The sequence below is a fragment of the Bacillus sp. SRI_025 genome (assembly GCF_057592095.1).
In genome coordinates this window covers 36,736-50,384 of sequence record NZ_JBYEGB010000005.1, presented here as the reverse complement: position 1 = coordinate 50,384, position 13,649 = coordinate 36,736, and the positions used below count along the sequence as shown (strand labels likewise).

16 protein-coding genes and 1 pseudogene are annotated in these 13,649 nt (G+C 41.2%); 13 read left to right on the top strand and 4 right to left on the bottom strand.

Annotated features, from left to right (window positions below):
- The first annotated feature begins 5 nt into the window (after positions 1-5).
- The 3 genes from AC20OE_RS14800 to AC20OE_RS14790 all read left to right on the top strand — a co-directional run bounded on the left by AC20OE_RS14800 (position 6) and on the right by AC20OE_RS14790 (position 2,026).
- Positions 6-608 carry a class D sortase gene (locus AC20OE_RS14800; RefSeq protein ID WP_058837499.1) on the top strand — a complete coding sequence of 201 codons (603 nt, stop codon included), beginning with the start codon at positions 6-8 and terminating at the stop codon, positions 606-608.
- Positions 601-927 carry a hypothetical protein gene (locus AC20OE_RS14795; RefSeq protein WP_059377662.1) on the top strand — a complete coding sequence of 109 codons (327 nt, stop codon included), beginning with the start codon at positions 601-603 and terminating at the stop codon, positions 925-927. Before AC20OE_RS14800 ends, AC20OE_RS14795 begins: the two co-directional genes overlap by 8 nt.
- 286 nt (positions 928-1,213) lie before the next feature.
- On the top strand, positions 1,214-2,026 hold the full coding sequence (locus AC20OE_RS14790; protein WP_487268932.1) for a leucine-rich repeat domain-containing protein: 813 nt from the start codon (positions 1,214-1,216) through the stop codon (positions 2,024-2,026).
- Between the two features lie 40 nt (positions 2,027-2,066).
- Here the strand turns inward: AC20OE_RS14790 and AC20OE_RS14785 are convergent, their stop codons facing one another.
- The 3 genes from AC20OE_RS14785 to AC20OE_RS14775 all read right to left on the bottom strand — a co-directional run bounded on the left by AC20OE_RS14785 (position 2,067) and on the right by AC20OE_RS14775 (position 3,386).
- Positions 2,067-2,381 (bottom strand): DMT family transporter, encoded by a 315-nt coding sequence (locus tag AC20OE_RS14785; RefSeq protein ID WP_025093486.1) that lies wholly within the window; start codon positions 2,379-2,381, stop codon positions 2,067-2,069.
- Between the two features lies 1 nt (position 2,382).
- The gene (locus AC20OE_RS14780) at positions 2,383-2,727 is read right to left on the bottom strand and encodes a DMT family transporter (RefSeq protein WP_024425239.1); all 345 of its coding nucleotides are present in this window, start codon (positions 2,725-2,727) and stop codon (positions 2,383-2,385) included.
- An 80-nt stretch (positions 2,728-2,807) separates the two neighbouring features.
- Positions 2,808-3,386 carry a TetR/AcrR family transcriptional regulator gene (locus AC20OE_RS14775; RefSeq protein ID WP_059377721.1) on the bottom strand — a complete coding sequence of 193 codons (579 nt, stop codon included), beginning with the start codon at positions 3,384-3,386 and terminating at the stop codon, positions 2,808-2,810.
- A gap of 176 nt (positions 3,387-3,562) precedes the next feature.
- Here AC20OE_RS14775 and AC20OE_RS14770 point away from each other — a divergent pair, with 176 nt between their 5' ends.
- The 7 genes from AC20OE_RS14770 to AC20OE_RS14740 all read left to right on the top strand — a co-directional run bounded on the left by AC20OE_RS14770 (position 3,563) and on the right by AC20OE_RS14740 (position 10,989).
- The gene (locus tag AC20OE_RS14770) at positions 3,563-4,108 is read left to right on the top strand and encodes a VanZ family protein (RefSeq protein ID WP_059377654.1); all 546 of its coding nucleotides are present in this window, start codon (positions 3,563-3,565) and stop codon (positions 4,106-4,108) included.
- Positions 4,109-4,573 (top strand): DUF6884 domain-containing protein, encoded by a 465-nt coding sequence (locus AC20OE_RS14765; RefSeq protein ID WP_041087307.1) that lies wholly within the window; start codon positions 4,109-4,111, stop codon positions 4,571-4,573. It abuts the gene before it with no gap.
- A 152-nt stretch (positions 4,574-4,725) separates the two neighbouring features.
- Complete coding sequence (locus AC20OE_RS14760; RefSeq protein WP_059377652.1) at positions 4,726-5,355, top strand: rhamnogalacturonan acetylesterase; 630 nt, start codon at positions 4,726-4,728, stop codon at positions 5,353-5,355.
- Positions 5,356-5,509: 154 nt separating this feature from the next.
- Positions 5,510-6,550: an NAD(P)/FAD-dependent oxidoreductase gene (locus tag AC20OE_RS14755; RefSeq protein WP_487268931.1), complete on the top strand. Its 1,041-nt coding sequence runs from the start codon at positions 5,510-5,512 to the stop codon at positions 6,548-6,550.
- A 69-nt stretch (positions 6,551-6,619) separates the two neighbouring features.
- On the top strand, positions 6,620-8,224 hold the full coding sequence (locus tag AC20OE_RS14750) for a helix-turn-helix domain-containing protein (protein ID WP_064497751.1): 1,605 nt from the start codon (positions 6,620-6,622) through the stop codon (positions 8,222-8,224).
- Between the two features lie 110 nt (positions 8,225-8,334).
- The gene (locus AC20OE_RS14745) at positions 8,335-9,261 is read left to right on the top strand and encodes an ABC transporter substrate-binding protein (protein ID WP_039177229.1); all 927 of its coding nucleotides are present in this window, start codon (positions 8,335-8,337) and stop codon (positions 9,259-9,261) included.
- 12 nt (positions 9,262-9,273) lie between these two features.
- Complete coding sequence (locus AC20OE_RS14740; RefSeq protein WP_059377648.1) at positions 9,274-10,989, top strand: ABC transporter ATP-binding protein; 1,716 nt, start codon at positions 9,274-9,276, stop codon at positions 10,987-10,989.
- Between the two features lie 62 nt (positions 10,990-11,051).
- Here AC20OE_RS14740 and AC20OE_RS14735 read toward each other — a convergent pair.
- Positions 11,052-11,378: pseudogene (locus AC20OE_RS14735) on the bottom strand (YnfA family protein).
- 336 nt (positions 11,379-11,714) lie between these two features.
- On the opposite strand from AC20OE_RS14735, the gene AC20OE_RS14730 reads away from it, so the two are divergent.
- The 3 genes from AC20OE_RS14730 to AC20OE_RS14720 all read left to right on the top strand — a co-directional run bounded on the left by AC20OE_RS14730 (position 11,715) and on the right by AC20OE_RS14720 (position 13,627).
- Positions 11,715-12,281 (top strand): RNA polymerase sigma factor, encoded by a 567-nt coding sequence (locus AC20OE_RS14730; protein WP_041087311.1) that lies wholly within the window; start codon positions 11,715-11,717, stop codon positions 12,279-12,281.
- Positions 12,278-13,024 (top strand): anti-sigma factor, encoded by a 747-nt coding sequence (locus AC20OE_RS14725; RefSeq protein ID WP_487268930.1) that lies wholly within the window; start codon positions 12,278-12,280, stop codon positions 13,022-13,024. The genes AC20OE_RS14730 and AC20OE_RS14725 overlap by 4 nt, the downstream gene beginning before the upstream one ends.
- Positions 13,025-13,123: 99 nt before the next feature.
- Positions 13,124-13,627 (top strand): hypothetical protein, encoded by a 504-nt coding sequence (locus AC20OE_RS14720; protein ID WP_487268929.1) that lies wholly within the window; start codon positions 13,124-13,126, stop codon positions 13,625-13,627.
- Positions 13,628-13,649 lie beyond the last annotated feature (22 nt).

Below are 13,649 nucleotides of genomic sequence, written 5' to 3'. Positions count from 1 at the left end.
TATTGATGAAAAAAAGAACCTTATTAGGCAGCTTTTTGGTGGTCACGGGGCTGATGCTCATCTCCGTTCCTTTTCTATATGAGTGGCGAACTTCTCAAGAGACAGCAGCAATGGAACAGGCATTAAAGATGATTGAAGAAAATGAAAGTGATGCCCTTTCTTCAATTCCACATTTAACTGTGTCAGAAGAAGACCTGCGAGATGTGATGGAGCTAGAGATCCCGTCAATTGATTTAAACGAAAAAGTGCTGCCTGTTACAACAAAAGAAAATTTAGGCATTGCACTGACTCAAATCAAATCTCATCAAATGCCAGGTGAAGGAAATTTCACGATTGCAGGCCATAGAGGGTATAGAGGCGACCGGCTTTTCCGGCAGCTGCCAGAGGTACCTAAAGGAGAAAAAGTCGTCTTACATCATCAAGCTGAAACATACGAATATAAAATTGTCAGCTCTGCTACGATAGAACCGACGGATGTGGATGTATTAAAGGATCGCGGGAAAAATGAACTGACATTGATCACTTGTACACTTGATGGTCAGAAACGCTTTGTCTTAAAAGGAATACGAATCAACGCTTCAAAGGGTGAACAGCTGTCGGATGTATAACACCAACATAATAAATGATGGATGCGATGGAAAAGCAGCGCTCACGACCGATATGTTACACCAATTGTTATCAGAGCAATATCCAACTTTAAAAAACGAATGTTGGGATGTTGATGTAGATACAATTCGGGCTTCACCTATTCTTCACCCTTTATTAAAAAGAAAGCTGCCAGTTGGTATTGAAAAATTCACATGTGTTTTGTTCACGCAACAGACAGCAGCTTTTGGAGAACCTTTGATTGTGTACTTTCTGTTGGATGAGAAAGGCGAATCGATTTACGCAATGGATCTATTGCTTGAGCAGCAAGATACCCATTAAACGAGAAAGATTTTAAGGTAGAAAAATAAAATCAGTCATATCATGAGGACTCTAATTCGTATACGAATTAGAGTTCTTTTATTTGTTTATATATAGGCGTTTTACTAACTTTATTATCTACTAAAATTAGCATATCAATTGGTAGAAGTCCGCTGACTAGCAGGTAGTCTCCAATGACTGCATCATAAGAAATAGTAGAAAATGCTAAAGATCATAATGTGTTGACTCCTAAATACTGATAAAATTTATTTGGATATTCCTTAATTATAGGTGTGGAGGTAAAAGCATGCGAAAAGAAGACCCCCAATATATTTTTCATCATGATAAACGACCAGAAGTTGTTCATGATTTAGCCGATGTAGATGAAAATTCTACTGACTTGTTAATTACAGGGAAAACAATAAACATTGAAAGGTTAAAATCTTTTTCTAACCTGACGAAATTGTGGATTTACAAAGTGGACCAAAAGGAATTCAATACGATCTTGAGTTTAGTTAATCCAAAAATGCTCTTTGTGCATGAACTGAGAGTAGAAGATTTATCAATGATAAGTTCTCTTAAAGATGTTGAGGTATTGGCACTTGAATGGAATACAAAGGCACAAAGTTTATGGGATCTATCAAAAAACACGTTTTTAAAAGCTTTATCCATAACAGATTTTTCAAAGTTGAATGACATAGCCCCTTTGCAAAAAAACACTGGTTTAGAATTGCTGCAATTGTCAGGCGGGGTTTGGAATTCATTAAATTTAAATACGCTTCAACCTTTAAGATACCTCAAGAATTTAAAATATCTGTGCTTATCAAATATAAAAGTGAAGGACGAGTCTTTAGAGCCAATATCGGAATTAGACGGACTCAAGGAACTTGAAATCTCGAACCAATTCCCGACAGAAGAATATGCTAGATTATCCGTAACCCTCCCAAATACGAAGTGTGATCGTTTTGCACCGTACATCTTTTTATCAAGTCCTATTGTAGATAAAGATGTGATGGTAATTGGAAAGCGAAAACCGAAATTAAATTCAAAAGTGGATGGAGCAAAGTTGCAAAAATACGAAGAACAATTTAAAGCGTACCAACAAAAGTATATAAATTAACTCAAAAAGCAATGGGAAATCAATTCCATTGCTTTTTCTATTACGCAAACAACTTCAGCCCAACCACACCAATCACTATCAGCAGCAAGCTGAGTATACGAATCATGTTTTTCGGCTCTTTAAATAGAATCATATTAAATAAGACAGAGCCCGCCGTTCCAAGCCCGATCCATACCGTATAAGCGATGGATACTTGAACGGACGAGAACGAGGCGTATAAAAACAAAAAGGATAACGCAAACCCGCCGACAAATAAAATGCCTGTCGTGATTTGCTTTTTCTTACTAAACATATTGAGGCCAATGGTGCCGCCGATTTCGCAGGCAGAGGCTAACAGTACAAAAAACCAGCCCATGTTATACCGCTTCTCCTTTCTGCTCATGTGCATCTCCATCAGACACTTTCAGTCCAATAATTCCGAGAATTAAAATACCCATAAATAAGAGCTTTTCTAATGAAAATGAACCGCCAAACAGGGCATAATCCATCAAAGATGTCCCAATCGTTCCAACACCGGCAAACACGGCGTACACGGTCCCTGTCGGCAGCTTTTCGCAGGCCTTCATTAAAAAATAAAAATCAACCGGGATCAGGCAGATAATGATGGCCCACTCCCACAACGCATCTGCTCTATTTAAACCAAACACCCAAAGTAATTCGAATAAACAAGTGAGTGCAACATACATCCAGCTTTTTTTCATTGTATTTCCTCCTAAAACTCAAAACTGACGATTCGTCATTTTAAAGCCAAAAAAGAGCGTACAGCAAGTGCTGTACTAAGTTAAGGTGTCTCTATGCCAAGTGCGTAAAGAAGAAATTGCTTCACCTCTCGCTTTTGAATCAGAACCTCTTCTGTATCTGTTTCCGTAAATAAGTACATTTGCTCAGCAGACGATTCGAGTAAACCGATAATGAATTTCGCCGCGTAATGACAGTTCAAATTCGCACGGACTCGTTTGTCCTGCTTTGCTTTTTCTAGAAAAGCAGCGACCCATTTGTAAATCGGCTCATAAATATCTTCCCATTCCTTTAAATGCTCGGTGGCGGCTAAGCCTGAGTAGGTGAGGGCAAGGACATCACGGTATTGCCTTGTAAAAGCAAAAATGAATTCAACAAGTGCATCTGCTTGATCGAGGACATCTGCATGCTGAGTGAGTTCCTTTTCGATCGCAGGCACCATCTGAGCGATCAGATGTTCAGCGATCGCAGGCATGACGGAAAGCTTTGAAGGAAAATATAAATAAAACGTTCCTTGTGCTACTCCTGCTGCTTTCACAATATCCGAAATGGTCGTCTTTTCAATGCCTTTTTCTTTAAACGCATCAATCGCAGCAAGCATAATCTTTTGTCGTTTCGACATATCATCACCGACCTTAAATGACTGAATGTCATTCAGTCTAGCGAGAAAATGACGATTTGTCAATATGGTTTTCTCTTCATTGAATGTGAGAATAAGTGATGAATAGATGCGGGCAAGCCTGAATAAGCTGTAAATATGGTCAAGCATCATCATGTGAGAAAGGGGCAGCTTTCTGTATGACATCCAGTGCTATGTTTTCCATTGCTTATTTTCTCCTGCTCGTCCCGCTCTATTTACATATGAGATACAGACAGGCAAAAAAGCAACATCGTTTTATCTATTTACGAACAGAGTTGGTCCTTGCCTGCCTGTTTATTTATACGAATGTTTTATTATATTTGACGGTCTTTCCAAATCGTTTTTCCGCCCCAAGGGATCAGGTGAGTGTGAATCTCATGCCTTTGCAGTCCATTTATCAAAATCTTCACGCCTACCATCACGGCTATCCAAATCTCGTCTTTTTAAATTTAGCAGGGAACATATTGTTATTTGTTCCACTCGGTTTTTTTCTTTATCAAGCCTTTCGAACGATGCGCTGGCAAAAGGCGGTTCTTGGCGGCTTTCTCCTGTCAACCATGATCGAAATGCTCCAATGGATGTTCTCGCAATCTGGTATCATTACAAGAAGCAGCGATATTGATGATATTCTTTTAAATACACTTGGCACAGCGCTAGGCTGTATCGTGTTTCAGATCTATCGAAAAAGGAAGGAGAAAACCTGAGTGAAGCGAGTTTGTATCATTCCATGTGGCGCGAAGAAAATTTGGGACGTCGATCCAGAGGCGGGGAGCCAGCCAGCGAACCTTGTTTATTTAAGTCCCCTGCATCAGCGTACGAAAAGCTATGCTCAAACGTTCTTTTCAGACTGGATGATCTTATCAGCGAAGCACGGATTCTTAAAGGCAGATGATATCATACATGAAAATTATGATGTGGCTTTTGGTATACCGCATGCTAAGCAGATCACACGAGAAGAACTGAGCCAGCAATTTCATCAAAAAAATCTTTTCGCATATGATGAACTGGTAGTACTAGGTGGGAAGAAATATCGAAAAGTGATCGACCCTTTATTACATCCTCATCAAAAAGCGAATTACCCGCTGGCTCCATATAAAGGAATTGGCTATATGCTTCAGGCGTTACATCAAGCAGTGGAATCAAAAATAGAACTTCCGCCGCATATTTAACACATTCACATCTATCGGTAAGCAGGGTTTTGATCATTAAAAAGAGAATAATTGAAATAGCGATGCTGATTGTTTCATATCTTTTCAGCAGGCACTAGGATGCCCGTATCGCTCGGGTGAAGTGGCTCAATGAAAAAGGGAGGCGTATGAACATGACAACCATCTATTTAGCTGGTGATTCGACCGTTTCATCTTATCCAGATCGTCCTGTTCAAGGAGGATGGGGAGAGTTTTTACACCGCTATACAGCGCACGGCGTTCACGTCGACAATCGTGCCATTGGTGGAAGAAGCTCAAAAACATTCATTGAAGAAGGACGCCTTGATGACATATTGGCTGACATTCAGCCTGGAGACTGGCTTTTCACACAAATGGGGCACAATGATGCTTCCAAGGAGAAGCCCGAGCGCCATACAGATCCTTTCACGACGTATAAAAGCTACCTGTCTCAATATATTCACGGAGCAAGGGCAAAAGGGGCAACACCACTTTTACTCACTCCAGTCGGCCGTTTTCATGAAAAAGACGGAGAATATATCAACGATTTTCCTGATTACTGTGCCGCTATGAAAGAATTAGCCGATGAAGAAGAAGTTCTTCTCGTCGATTTAAATACCGCAAGTCTTCAGTTTTATCAAATTTCCGGCATAGAGAAAACGACCTCTTACTTTATGCTGTCAACAGGAATTGAGGATCGCACGCACTTTACAAAAGAAGGCGCAGATGCGATTGCAAGACTTGTTTCTCTTGAATTAAAAGACCTTGGTTTAACGATCGTGTGATGAATGACAGGACGAGTGAGCGCTCGTCCTGTTCTTTTTTTTGCAGAAAGCTATTGATTCCCTTCACTAGAGTAGACTACAATAGATACATATGATAATGAGAATCAATATCACTGATAAATAGATCATTCGATGGAAAACTGGAGGGACTCAAATGTCAGATCAGCTTGAATTGTTTGACGTCACCATTATTGGCGGCGGGCCAGCAGGCATGTACACCGCCTTTTATAGTGGGATGCGGGACTTAAAGACGAAGGTACTTGAGTACAACGAAAGCCTTGGCGGGAAAATCCTTCTGTATCCTGAAAAGGTCATTTGGGATGTCGGCGGTTTGCCGCCAACAAGAGGAGAACAGCTGATACAGCAGCTGGAAACTCAGGCGAAAACATTTGAACCAGAGATTGCACTGAATCAAAAAATCACGTCATTCGAGCGAGATGAACATAATCATATCCTACTGACGGCTGAAAATGGTGATCGTCATTTGACAAAGACCCTCATATTAGCGATGGGTCACGGCATTCCAGTTCAGCGGAAACTTGAAATCGAGCATGCAGACCGCTATGAAGTGACAAACCTTTATTACACTGTCCAGGAGCTCAAGACATTTGCAGGGAAGCGGGTTGTGATTTCTGGAGGCGGCGACTCAGCGGTTGACTGGGCCAATGCCCTTGCTCCAATTGCTGAAAGTGTCACCGTTGTGCATCGCCGTGACATGTTTGGCGGACATGAGAAAAACGTCGCCAATATGAAGGCGACTTGCAAACGAATTTTAACCCCGCATGAACTGACAGAACTGCATGGTCAAGGTGACAAAATTGATGCTGTCACCATTCAAAACATAGAGACAGGTGAAAAAGAACGAATCGAAACAGATGCTGTGATCGTTAATCACGGGATGAAAGGCGATTTAAGCGTGCTATCAGAATGGGGTCTCAAGCAAAGTGAATGGGGACTGATCGAGGTCAATGAAAAAATGGAAACCAATTTACCGGGCGTCTACGCAGTAGGCGACTTGTGTACACATAAAAGCAAGGTCCGCTTAATTGCTGGTACGTTTGTTGATGGAGTCAATGCGCTGAATAGCGCAAAGCTTTACATCGAACCAGAAGCCGAAAAAGTGGCATACGTTTCCTCTCATAATGAACGCTTTAAGGAGAAAAACAAAGAATTACAAACAGCTGGAGCTCGCTGATGAATATCCAGTCAAACATTGAAGTGCTAAAATTTTAGCACTTTTTTTATATGGAAGGAGAAAGAGAAAATGACAACCCGTACTCATACCATTCTGCGCATGAAAGAAAGTAAAGAGCGATCTCTTTCTGTCAAACAAACAGTCTCCTGGCATACATCTTTCCCTATGTTCTTGACATGCGACGGATCTGTGAGAATTGAAATGGAAGGATTGCAATATCAGCTAAACGCAAAAGACAGTATGTTGATCCGCTCAGGTATCAATGTCATGCTCCAATCTTTATCCAACGAACAGGTGGCGATTTATACGATCACATTTGATCAGTTTATCCTGACAAATGATGCGCAAAATGAATTGGTTTTTAAGATGAGTTATGATGATCTGCCGGATAATGGAGCAATGGTCAAAGGCTCTGCCGTGCTGTTTTCTTACATCAAACAAATGAAGGTGAGTCAGTGCATCCGAGAACAGGAGAAAAGGCTGGAGGACATCATGCACATTTTTCACCGTCAATCCAAGCCATACGCTGAGAAGGTGCATTATTCAATTGAAATGATTTTGCAGTATATGGCGCAGCATTATGAAAAAAAGCTTACGAGAAAAGACTTAGCCCATAAGATGGGTTTTCATGAGAGTTATTTTTCGACCTTTTTCAAACAAAGTATGGGACTGAGTGTGAGTGACTATATTGCACAAATTCGAATAGATGAAGCAAAAAAACGGCTTCTGCAAACAGATGATCAAATTCAAATGATTGCGCGGCAAGTGGGCTATACAGACAGTTTATATTTCAGCAGGAAATTCAGGCAGAAGACAGGAAGGTCCCCTAGTCAGTTCCGAAACAATCGAAGACCAGAGCGAATTGCTGCTTTTCAATTTGTCGGGTTATTGGGCGCGCTAGGCATTCGCCCTGTCTGCATTGACCAAGATACCTTTCACCATTCAGATATACTCAAAGATCAGCTGGCCGGTACGCTGGTCATAGATGAACACACGCCTGATGACGTATTCAAATCACTTCAACTAGATTTAATCATTATTCCTAACTATTTTTATTCGAAGCCTGCGTTGATCAAGCGGTTTGAGCGAATTGCCCCTGTCCTTGTTCTGCCATATGCCGGTGGTCATGTTGTACAAGAGGTCTTATCTACAGGGCGCCTGTTAGGAAGAGAGAAAGAGGCAGTTGATTGGGTGAAACGCTTTGAACATCTGAGTCAAAAGGCAAGAAATGATCTATCTTCCTTTAGGGAAAAAGGAGAGACAGTGGCGATTTATGAAATGAGAGGACATGACAAAGTGTACATGTGGTCCTATGATGCTAGAGGTGCCTTCTACCTTTACGAAACGCTTGACTTAAAGCCTCCGAAGACGATTCTAGAAGAAGTTCTTCTCCCCAATCAACATACAGTCATTCCTTTAGAAAGGTTAAGAGAATACGAGGCGGATCACATGTTTTTTATTGTAGGTGTTGAACATGGGTGGTATGAACAAATGGATCAGCGGATGGAGGAAAGCGATGTTCTTCGTCAATTGTCCGCTGTGAAAAATGGAACCTTCTACCCATTAAAGCTAGAGGATTTTCGATTTGATGAAGGGGAGCGGGCTCTTCATTTGATTGACCGTTTTGTCTCCCGATTGACTGCGGCAGCCAATCCAACAATTATCCATATGTAAGTTGCGAGAATCCTCCATAGACCACTTCGTATGAGGTTGGTAGAATACATGAGACTAGTAATTGATAACTATTCTCATTTGTATCTAGGAAATGAAGGAGGAATACTCATATGAAAAAGACATATTGGATATGTGCTGTCATCTTCATGCTGGTATTGTCAGCCTGTGGCAAAAAAGAAGAAGCCAAAACGGCAGAAACAGAGCAGCAAACGAAAACCATTGAGACTGTTAAAGGAAAAATCGACATTCCAGCAAACCCAAAACGCGTTCTCATAGATGGATATTTAGGCAGTGCAATTGCATTGGATGTTCACCCTGTAGGTGCAACGACTCAAGATTTAAAGAATGTACACTTGAAGGACAAGATCAAAGGTATAGAGGACATTAGTGACGAGCGTTCAGCTGAAAAAGCACTCAGCTTAAAGCCTGATCTAATTATCACCGCAGTACAGGATGAAAAAGTCTATGATGTGTATAAAAAAATAGCACCAACACTCGTATATCCTTACAATTCATTCAAAGACGCACATGAAGAAATCACAACTTTGGCCAAGGTGTTAAACAAAGAAGAGGAAGGAAAGGCGTTTCTCGCCTCCTTTGACAAACGAATCGAAGCAGCTCGAAAAAAAGTAAAATCTGTATTAAAAGAGAATGAAACAGTTTCTATCATGGGCGCATTTAAAAATGATGTGTTTGTGTATGGGAACGGAATTTACCGAGGTGGACAAGCACTATATCAACAATTGAAAGTGAATCCGCCAAAAGAGGTCAAAGATACAATTTTAAATAGTAAAACAGGCTATGAGGTACTCTCCTATGAAACCCTTCCGAAATATGCAGGGGATTATATATTCATTGATGAATCCAATGGCGGGACATTTGATAAAAATAATTCTATCTGGAAGAGTTTAAAAGCTGTCAAAAAGGAACAGACCTATCAACTGGATGCAGAATTCTTTTGGCCTTATGATCCCATTGCAGTCATGAATCAAGCTGAAAAGTTTGCTGATTTATTGACAGATTTATCTCATCATTAGGAGGTCTGTCAATTGTTCAAACGTTTTTTTTCATACTACAAACCCTATATGGGGCTGTTTATATTAGATTTTTCCTGTGCGGTACTAGCGGCCTTACTCGAACTATCCTTTCCGCTAGCCATCAGTAAAGTGATGGACGATTTACTGCCAAATGGTGATTGGGAAGCCATTTGGTTCTGGGGCAGTTTGCTGCTCATTTTATATGTCATCAGTTCCACCATGCATTACGTTGTGACTTATTTTGGCCATAAGCTGGGGATCAATATTGAGACCGATATGAGGAATCAACTATTCTCTCATGTACAAAGAATGTCCTTCCGTTTCTTTGACCAAAAGAAAACAGGCAAGCTCGTTTCCCGCATGACCAATGATTTAATGGATATTGGAGAGATGGCACATCACGGCCCAGAGGATTTATTTATCGCCATCATGACATTAACGGGTGCGTTTGGCCTCATGCTATCGATTAACTGGCAGCTTGCGGTTCTCACATTTATTGTCGTTCCATTCCTGATCGGATTATCTGTCTACTTTACGAAAAAAATGTCTGCTGCTTTTGATAAAATGTTTTCAAGCATTGGACAATTCCATTCACGTGTGGAAAACAATATTAGCGGCATTCGTGTGGTGAAAGCATTCGGGAATGAGTCACATGAAATGGATCGGTTTATCGAGCATAACGAGCAGTTTAGAAAAACAAAACTGACCACATATCAAATGATGGCACTGCATACAGCAGTGAGTCATTTACTCATTAAAAGTGTCACCGTATTTGGGCTCGTGTGTGGTGCATGGTTTGTGCTGCAAAAAAATATGACATATGGTGAATTTGTTTCATTCGTCCTTTTAACAGGTATTTTCTTAGGACCCATTCAGCAAATCAATGCAGTCATTGAAATGTATCCAAAAGGTGCAGCTGGCTTTAAACGATTCGCATCACTGATCGATCAAACACCAGATGAAAAGGATGATGAGGATGCAATCGAAGTCCATGAGTTAAAAGGGAATATCACTTTTGAGCATGTATCGTTTCAATATGAACCAAACAAACCTGTGCTGCATGACATCAATCTTGAGGTCAAACAAGGAGAGAAAATTGCCATCGTCGGTCCATCTGGTGCCGGGAAATCGACCCTTTGCAATCTGCTTCCCCGTTTTTATGAATGGCAGGAGGGGAGCATTACAATTGATGGCATAGAAACGCGAAAGATGACACTTGCATCGCTGCGCGCACAAATTGGTGTCGTGCAGCAGGAGATTTATTTATTCCATGGGACGATACGTGAAAACATCCTATACGGCAAACTGAATGCATCTGAAGAAGAGATTTGGCAGGCAGTAGAGAAGGCTCAGCTGACGGACTTAGTCAATAGTTTGCCAAAAGGACTTGATACGATGATCGGTGAGCGTGGGATGATGTTATCTGGAGGACAAAAACAGCGTATCTCCATAGCACGTATTTTCTTGAAAAATCCGCCGATTTTCATTTTAGATGAGGCGACCTCTTCGCTTGATACTGAGACAGAGTCATTTATCCAAGCATCATTAGAAGAGCTGGCTGAAGGACGAACGACCTTTATCATTGCTCATCGTTTAGCGACAATTCAGCATGCCGACCGCATTATTGTTCTCACAAAAGAAGGCGTAAAAGAGCAAGGAAAACATGAAGAGTTACTCAAAATAGATGGTCTGTACCGTCGTTTATACGAAACACAATTTAGAATGTAAGGTTCGAAAAGAAGACAAAGGGCTAAAATAAACATCATTTTAGCCCTTTTTGATGTTAGAAATTAACTGCGCGGCGCAAATAATATCACACTGACTCCAGCCAAACAGATCAAAGACCCCATCCAGTCATATAGATCAGGTGTTTTTCGATCGACCCACCAGCCCCAGAATACAGCAAGAATGACAAAAACACCGCCATAGGCAGCATAAACCCGTCCGAAAGTCGGAAACTGCTGAAAGGTCGGAATGACGCCATATGCGACTAGGATAAGGCTGCCGGCGATCCCGAAGCTGACAGGCTTTGCTTCACGGAGCCAAAGTCACACCAAATAGCCGCCGCCAATTTCTGCTAAACCTGCTAATAAAAAAAGAACTATCGTCACCATCATATATGGACACTCCAATTTCTCCAATTTACACCCTATTATGACATGCGGAAAGAATGCGTTCTACCTCAATTGAATGGAGAGATCAACTGATTAGAGAGTGGTCACACATGGATTCTTGACTTTTGTACCATGAGTGATCCAAATGGTCTGTTATGTCGTAAAGTAAGTACATTCTCATGAGGAGCACACTTCCTTTTTCAGCGCTCTTTTTTTCTCCTTGAAAAAAGAGTAAAGTACAAGGTAGGCTTATTTCAGTAAATCGAGTGATAAGCAATACGTGAAGGATTTCATGATGGATGCGCATGCTCTTTCTCATGAAAAAGGAAGGAGATGACCATGGACACACTGAAAGATTTTGAGCTGTATCACAAGATCAAATATGATCGTCACAAGCCCTCGCTTGAAGTGCTGTACGATCGCTATGAACGTGTATTATATTCGTTTATTTATAAAATGACTGGCAACCGTGAGCTCGCGGAGGAAGTGCTTCAAGAGGTCTTTATCAAGCTCTGGCGCGGCATAGGAGAATATCATACGGATAAAGGGAAATTCTCCTCGTGGTTATTCATGATGTCACGCAACACGGCCATTGATCTTTTAAGAAAGCACCGGAATGAAACGGCTTTGGAAGATGAGCATATTGAATATTTAGCCGATCATCAAGAAGATGTATCAAAAGAAGTGGAATGGAACGAGGAAAAACAGATCATACGTGAAGCAGTATCTACATTGTCAAAAGAACAGCAGACTATTATAGAAGATGTCTATTTTAAAGGGATGACACAAAAGAGCATCGCGGAAAAGCTGGGCATCCCTATTGGTACGGTAAAGGGAAGGGTTCGATTGTCATTGAAGCATTTGCGATCAAAACTGTCTCGCGGAGGAAAGGAGGAAGAGGCATGACTCAGTGTAAACATCAAGTGATTGATTATTTCAACGGGCATTTACAAGGAGAAGAAAAAACGCAATTTGAAGAGCACATCAAGCACTGCCCAGCTTGCAAAGAAGAGCTTGAAGAATTGACAGCGCTCATGTCTGACATTCCACTTCTAGCCGAAGACCAAACACCTCCGGCAGGGATGAAAGATCGTATTTTATCTCAGGTGTTTGAAGAAGAGACAGTCGAAGAAAACAATAGCGATAGAAAAGAGCTCAAGTCTGCACCTGAGCCAAACGAAATCAAACCGCTGCAAAAGAAACGAAACCAATGGCTCTTACCGCTCGTTGCCGCACTGCTTCTTATTTCAGCAGCTGGAAATGTGTATTTATTATCGAATGGAAAAGAACAAGCGGAAGAACCTGTCAGGGTTGTTGCCACAAAATCACTGGCTTCTGCCGCATCACCAAAAACGACAGGTGCTTTCTCAGTGATAGAGCATAACGGCAAAAAAGAACTTGTTGTGAGTGCAGACGGCTTAAAGGGTCAGCTTGATTCATCTGCTGTTTATCAAGTGTGGCTCATTAAAGGAGATCAGCCGGTGCCAGCCGGTGCTTTTAAAACAGATAACAAAGGGGAAGGAACCGTCACCTATGCGTTATCTGAAAAAGAAGCAAACGAATCATGGGATACCGTGGCTGTTACCCTGGAACCAAAAAAGGATAACAAGCTTCCGCAAGGTCCAGTCGTACTAAGCGCTGCTTTTTAAGTTTGATTCATCAAGGATGCCTTTTTAGGGGTATCCTTTTTTTATAGGTTTGGGAAACTTTTCGGCAAATGAAACGTAGTTCATATGGAGGTGAAACAGATGAAAACATCTATGGAAAAAGTCCTATTTCTCTTATCTGTCAGACACGCATTGATTGCCTGTTATTTTTTAGTCTTTCCGTTCGTTGCACAAGTCCTTTATACCCCATCACCTTTATTGCTCGTCCTCATCGCTCTTTTTATGATTCATAACCTAACAGAAAGTATTATTTGGTTCTACAAATCGAGAAGGATCAGAAAGCACCAGTCTGGTGATCTAACAAAACGCGGGCATGTCTTTAGCCAGCTCGTGCAAAGAGTTGAACAGCTCCTCATCGTCGGTTTTGTGATTCTTTTGATCAATGAATGGATACAGGGAAGAGTAGATCTAACTACTCTCTCATTCACTCTTTTTCTATTAATCATCGTTTTTCTGCAGCACATTCAGTTTTACTACGTTCAGCTATTTTTTAAATCCAACAGCTGGTTCACTTATGTTCCTTCTTTGCAAAAGGCACGTCCTTCATACATGGCGAGAGAGCGAAAGGCCCTGAAGAGGTCATAAATGTGCCATCACTCGTTTGACC

Excerpts from the sequence above, each read along its gene's own strand:
- AC20OE_RS14800 (WP_058837499.1), top strand. The coding sequence starts at position 6 with ATGAAAAAAAGAACCTTATTAGGCAGCTTTTTGGTGGTCACGGGGCTG.
- AC20OE_RS14750 (WP_064497751.1), top strand. The coding sequence starts at position 6,620 with ATGACAACCCGTACTCATACCATTCTGCGCATGAAAGAAAGTAAAGAG.
- AC20OE_RS14755 (WP_487268931.1), top strand. The coding sequence starts at position 5,510 with ATGTCAGATCAGCTTGAATTGTTTGACGTCACCATTATTGGCGGCGGG.
- AC20OE_RS14730 (WP_041087311.1), top strand. The coding sequence starts at position 11,715 with ATGGACACACTGAAAGATTTTGAGCTGTATCACAAGATCAAATATGAT.
- AC20OE_RS14775 (WP_059377721.1), bottom strand. The coding sequence starts at position 3,386 with ATGTCGAAACGACAAAAGATTATGCTTGCTGCGATTGATGCGTTTAAA.
- AC20OE_RS14780 (WP_024425239.1), bottom strand. The coding sequence starts at position 2,727 with ATGAAAAAAAGCTGGATGTATGTTGCACTCACTTGTTTATTCGAATTA.
- AC20OE_RS14720 (WP_487268929.1), top strand. The coding sequence starts at position 13,124 with ATGAAAACATCTATGGAAAAAGTCCTATTTCTCTTATCTGTCAGACAC.
- AC20OE_RS14770 (WP_059377654.1), top strand. The coding sequence starts at position 3,563 with ATGACATCCAGTGCTATGTTTTCCATTGCTTATTTTCTCCTGCTCGTC.
- AC20OE_RS14745 (WP_039177229.1), top strand. The coding sequence starts at position 8,335 with ATGAAAAAGACATATTGGATATGTGCTGTCATCTTCATGCTGGTATTG.
- AC20OE_RS14795 (WP_059377662.1), top strand. The coding sequence starts at position 601 with ATGTATAACACCAACATAATAAATGATGGATGCGATGGAAAAGCAGCG.
- AC20OE_RS14790 (WP_487268932.1), top strand. The coding sequence starts at position 1,214 with ATGCGAAAAGAAGACCCCCAATATATTTTTCATCATGATAAACGACCA.
- AC20OE_RS14785 (WP_025093486.1), bottom strand. The coding sequence starts at position 2,381 with ATGGGCTGGTTTTTTGTACTGTTAGCCTCTGCCTGCGAAATCGGCGGC.
- AC20OE_RS14760 (WP_059377652.1), top strand. The coding sequence starts at position 4,726 with ATGACAACCATCTATTTAGCTGGTGATTCGACCGTTTCATCTTATCCA.
- AC20OE_RS14725 (WP_487268930.1), top strand. The coding sequence starts at position 12,278 with ATGACTCAGTGTAAACATCAAGTGATTGATTATTTCAACGGGCATTTA.